The 5,015-nt window shown below is 69.5% G+C and carries 5 protein-coding genes; 4 read left to right on the forward strand and 1 reads right to left on the reverse strand.

What is annotated here, in order from left to right; translation table 11 throughout:
- Positions 1-526 precede the first annotated feature (526 nt).
- From WA805_RS00155 to WA805_RS00170, 4 genes are all read left to right on the forward strand, one after another.
- Positions 527-1,441 carry a hypothetical protein gene (locus tag WA805_RS00155; protein WP_422287712.1) on the forward strand — a complete coding sequence of 305 codons (915 nt, stop codon included), beginning with the start codon at positions 527-529 and terminating at the stop codon, positions 1,439-1,441.
- Positions 1,438-2,184, forward strand: coding sequence for a hypothetical protein (locus WA805_RS00160; RefSeq protein WP_422287711.1), 747 nt, complete (start codon positions 1,438-1,440; stop codon positions 2,182-2,184). Before WA805_RS00155 ends, WA805_RS00160 begins: the two co-directional genes overlap by 4 nt.
- Positions 2,185-2,600: 416 nt before the next feature.
- Positions 2,601-3,857 carry an MFS transporter gene (locus WA805_RS00165; RefSeq protein ID WP_425241345.1) on the forward strand — a complete coding sequence of 419 codons (1,257 nt, stop codon included), beginning with the start codon at positions 2,601-2,603 and terminating at the stop codon, positions 3,855-3,857.
- Between the two features lie 168 nt (positions 3,858-4,025).
- Entirely contained in the window at positions 4,026-4,400 is a 375-nt protein-coding gene (locus WA805_RS00170) for a hypothetical protein (RefSeq protein WP_425241346.1), read from the forward strand.
- Between the two features lie 65 nt (positions 4,401-4,465).
- On the opposite strand, the gene WA805_RS00175 is transcribed toward WA805_RS00170, so the two are convergent.
- Entirely contained in the window at positions 4,466-4,876 is a 411-nt protein-coding gene (locus WA805_RS00175) for a hypothetical protein (protein WP_425241347.1), read from the reverse strand.
- Between the last annotated feature and the right edge of the window lie 139 nt (positions 4,877-5,015).

Here is a 5,015-nt window from a genome sequence, read left to right on the forward strand (position 1 = left end):
TCCCTCGTGCCGCGCTCGTCCAGCGCGGCGAGCAGGCTGAAAGGTGCGCCGGCACTCGGGCCGAAGCCGGAGACGGCGATCGACGCTCCGTCGGGCAAGTCGCTGATTGCGTCGGCAGGCGAGGTACACAGCTTGTCCATGTACCCAGCCTGCGTCCGCGGCATCGCAGTGACTAGATCGGTCCGCGCCAAAAATGACCGCGCGGCGGCTGTGTCATGGCTCCGTCGGCCACGTGCCCATGGCGTTGGGGACGTGGCCGCTGTCGGGTTTGTGCTCTGGCCGGCCAGTGCAGGCCTCAGCCGGGTCCGCCGGGCAGGCTGCGTCGGGACGGTGCTCTCCAAGCGGAAAGGCCGCGGCATTCTGCCAGCGTCTCGACCCGGTGGCGCCGGGCCGCAAGCCACCGGTCCGCGCGGCGCTACTGTCCTTTGCGTCGTCGGACCTACCCGTGACGGGCGGTTCGGCCGGAGCGCTCACCGTACGTAGGGGGCAACGGCTTGATCCGTGACGGCTGTGTTTTACTGGGAGCGTGCGCCGTAAGCCTGTGGTCACGGGTATCGCGCCTGCTGAGCGCCCCGGCGGGCCGGTGTCAGGTGCGCTGAGCACCGGGCAGACCGAGGTGGTGCGGGCCAGGGTGCGGCTGATGATCGAGATTACGGCCCGGGAAGGCGCATACCGTAAGGGGCTGCTGGCCGCCGCTGAGCACCTCAGCCCAGAGGAAGCGGCGATCATTTCCGATCTGGAGCGGAACGGGCTGCAGGTGTCGCAGCTGCACGATGTGCTGTGCGGCGGCCATGTGCTGATCGACGACCCGCGGTTGTACGAGGACTGGCGGTTCACTAACGTCAGCCATTTGCGTATCTCCAGCCATCACCATGACATCGATAAGGCGCGCTACCCCGACATCGGGATGCGCGGCCAGGTGGTCAGGGAGAAGCTGCACGGGCGGACGGCACAAGGCACCTGGGTACAGCTGGAGAAGACCCCGGCGGCCTTCGGCAAGCGCAAGCTGCCCAGCTTGAACGACATCCGGCACCTCATGGACTACGTGATGTACCGGCTGACCCGCAGCAACGTCGGCCCCTGGGGCCTATCGGCCATGACCGAGCGGCGGCCGATGTACCTGTCGCCTGACCTCGCTGTCCCCATGTCGCTGCCGCCGGCGGTGGCGGAGTCGCTGACCTTGGCGCTGCGCCGGATCTCGGCCGCCGACGACACCACCGCGGTGTCGCGCGATCTGGCCGGCCGGTTCCGGCCGCCCGGGCAGGCGGACCCGGCGAATGAGCTTGGCCAGGCGCTGTCCGGCCGGGCCGGGCGGGGCCTGTTCGGCAGCTCCAAGGTATGGGTTGCCGAGACGCCGGTGCGCAGGACCGCCGCGATCCTGGGTGAGCTCCGCGCCGAGTCGGCAGCGGAAGCATGGCGGGCAGGAGCGAGGATGGCATGACTGACACTCACACAAGCGGGCCCGCACCTGGCCCTAGCCAGGCGTCCGTGCCCGAAGGGCTCGTCGCGGCCGTGGTGAACCTGGTCGGCACCGGTCCGGTGCTGCTCGGGGCGTATACCATCGCCGAGTTGACGGCGGTTGACGCCGTCGTGGACTTCCTGGAGGCCCGACCATCGGACGAGGTGCTCACCGAGGCCATCCGGTCGCTGGTGGCCCGCCAGCTCATCGTGGCCGGCCCTCCAGGGGAGCAGGTGCAAGTACGGGGCGACCTCGGCATCGCGGTGGCGTTCCAGCAGCGGGCCCGGATGGTCATGGACGTCCGCGCGACCGGGACAGGTCCGGGTGAGCCGTGGCGGATACTGCTGCTCCCGCAGCCTGAACGGATCTGCCTGATCTACCGCATCGACACTTTCGGCGTCCACCAGATCGGCCTGTACAAGCTCGACGAATCCCTCAGGCAGCTCACCGCGTGGCTGCCCAAGGGGTCACAGGCAGATCCTGATCCGGACATGGACGCCGACAGCGTGCTCGCCTCAGCTGAGCGTTCCGCGCTGATCACCCTCACGCACTACTCCGCACAGGGGTCAGCCGAGACCGCCGACGCCAGCACTGACCTGGTGCTCGCCCGCCACCAGGGCCGGCTGCACCTTTTCTCCCGAGACCAGGACAACCCCGCCAAGCTGGTGACCAGCCAGTGGAAAGGCGCCAACGTGCAGGACACGCTCGCCGGCCTGCTGACGTAACAGCTGGCATCTGGCTGCGGGCCCACGGCAGATCCCGCGGTGGTGTTCTTCTTGCCGATCATCCGCTTCGCGGCAGCCAGCGATAGCCAGGACCGGGAAGCTGGCGGGGCCGGACCGGCCTGCAGGCATCAGCCTGCCCGGCTAGGCAGTAGCTCACATGTTCTAATAGGACGAGCGATCTCGTGGCCTGCGGAGTCAACGACTCGGGCCACCATTGGCGGGTATTGCGGGGCCGCCGGCTCGGCGAGAATGGTTTCCTGCGCGACCCGGCCCGGCAGCCGGAGCGATCTGGAAGGTTCTGCAGAGAGGCTGATCGTGTCGTTGTTGTCAGGCCGACATCCTCGGTCAGCGGCCCGCCGGAACGGAAGCGGTGCCCGGCCAGCGTCGGCTCGGCGGGTGCCGACGGGAGCGTGCCGGTGACGGCAGCCATGGCCGGGACCGGCCGCCCGACGCTGGTCCGCTGGCGATGGACGGTTACGACCGCGTTCGGGCTGGGCGGGATCACCGTCTCGGCGTGGGGTCCGCGGCTGCCGGCCATCAAGGCGGCCCTGGGTACTGGGACGGCCACGATCGGGCTGCTGCTGGCGGGCGTGACCGTCGGGGCCATCCTCGGGCTGCTCGCGTCGACCCCGGTGCTGCACTGGCTGGGCAGCCGCCGGTCCCTGGCGGGAGCGCTCCTGCTCATCGCCGCCGCGATGACTGCCTTGGGCCTGGCGCTCATGCTGGGCTCGGTTCCGCTGGTCGCGGCCGTCTTCGTGATCATCGGGCTGGGGATCGGCATTCTCGACGTGCTGATCAACGTGGAGGGCTCCGCCGTCGAGCGAGCCGCGGGGCGCACCCTCATGCCGATGATGCACGCCGCCTGGTCCATCGGGGTCGCCGCCGGGGCGGGGATCGGCGCGGCCTGCGCGGCGCTGGGCGTCTCTCCGGCCGCGCAGTTCATCGCCGAGGCCCTCGTCATCGCCGCGACCGCCCTCGGGACGGCGGCCGGGATTCCTGGCGGGCGCCGTGCGCCGCCACAGGAGCTGCACCAAGATCGCGGCGCGAAGCTCCGCCAGTGGCTGCGCGGCTGGCTGGACGGGCGACTGCTGCTCATCGGCGTGGTCATGCTCGGCGTCGAGCTCGGCGAAGGCTCGGCGGGCAACTGGCTGACCCTGGCCGCGCACAACGGCCATGGGCAGGCCGCCGCGGTCGCCGCGCTGTTCGTCACTGCATTCGCCGCCGCCGAAGCGCTCACCCGGATCTTCGGCGGGCCCATCGTCGACCGTCTTGGCCGGGTCCGCACCATCCGGGTCACCACCGCCCTCGGCGTCCTCGGCGTGGCGCTGTTCATCCTGGCCCAGAATCGCTGGATCGTCCTGGCTGGCGTACTGCTGTGGGCGGTCGGCGTCTCGATGGGCTTCCCGCTCGGCATGTCCGCGGCGGCGGAGAGCGGGCCCGATCCGGCCGCCCGGGTCAGCGTCGTGGCCTCTATCGGCTACTTCGCCAACCTCGCCGGACCACCCGCCATCGGCGTGCTCGCCCAGTCCGCCGGCCTCCTCAACGCCCTGTGGCTCATCGTCGCCCTGTTCCTCACCGCCTTCGCCGCCGCCGGCTCGCTCCGCCCCCGACCGGACGCCGCCGAACAGGCCGGCGCCCCCCGCCCCGGAACCGGACACCCTGACGGTAGTTAGCGTTGCTAACTATATTTCCGAGAGCCGGATCGGACGCCCTCGCGGTAGCCGAAGGCAGGGGCGACAGTTTCCCTGGGCGACACTCGGCTCGGTAGGCGCGGATGGAAAGCTTTGGCTGGCCAGCTATTCACGGATCGGCGTGCCAGGTCGTCGAAGGATCCCGGGACCGTGTCTTCCCTGCTCCATTCCGCCCTGATGGGCATGTACGGCTCGTCTTGCAGAGGCGGCAGCGCGTCCGATTCGGTCTCGCCAGAGGCAGGCGAGCCTGCGGCGGGCTGCCCTGGCCGGCGCGGCCTTCTCCAGGGCGGCAAGGATCATGGCCGCGCGCCGCTCGACTGCGGCCGCGCACTCCGAGGTGGCTGGTGTCGTGCGTGCGTCTGCCATTCTCCGGACGGCGCCCTTGACCTGGGCGACTTCCTCCGGTTCCAGGACGGTGACGGCGCGGCACGCGGCGTGGGCTGCCTCGTTGGAGGCTTCGTGATGCGGGTACAGGTGGCCGTGCTCAGCGCGGGCAGCAGCGCCCGCGCGAGGGCCGCCGACTGACTCCGAACTGGCCAGTCCCGCCCACGATCAGCATGACCGCACCGCCGTGACGTCGAGCTGCCGGCTCAGGGCGAGGAGGCACCGGATGCTTCGCCGCGCCCGGCCCCCAAGGCGCTGGTCAACCCCTCGAGGTCCGCCACGGTTACGGTGAGCGCCGAGTGGCCGCTTCGGCGAAGCGGCGATGGCACCTTCTCCGCGAAATGGATGCACACCCCCGCGTTGTGGTTCGTTCCAAAACTCAAGCCGTCGTCGACCATGGATCCACGAACACCGAACGCGGTCCACCAGCGATAGTTCCGCGTGATGTGCGCCTCAGTGACATTTGCCAGCGGCGTCTTGATCTTGAAGAAACCGAAAGTCGCCGAGAGGGAGCCTTCGTCCGTGAGCGTGACGCCGTCTTTTGAACCTCGCAGCCCGAAGGGCACCAACAACGGCAAATATCGCTTGTCAATAGCGTAGGCGAAACGTCTGGACATGATTGGTCCGATCCCCTGTCATGCATGAGCGCGACTGAGCTCAGGTATTGCCCGGTCTCCACGCTAGTCTCGACTTCCGCGGCACTACCTTCCATACGCTGTCGCACGGTAAACCTGGGTACAGCGTAGTGTCCGAGGC

Origin of the sequence: Trebonia sp. (genome assembly GCF_049794275.1) — a bacterium.
Lineage (GTDB): Bacteria > Actinomycetota > Actinomycetes > Streptosporangiales > Streptosporangiaceae > Trebonia.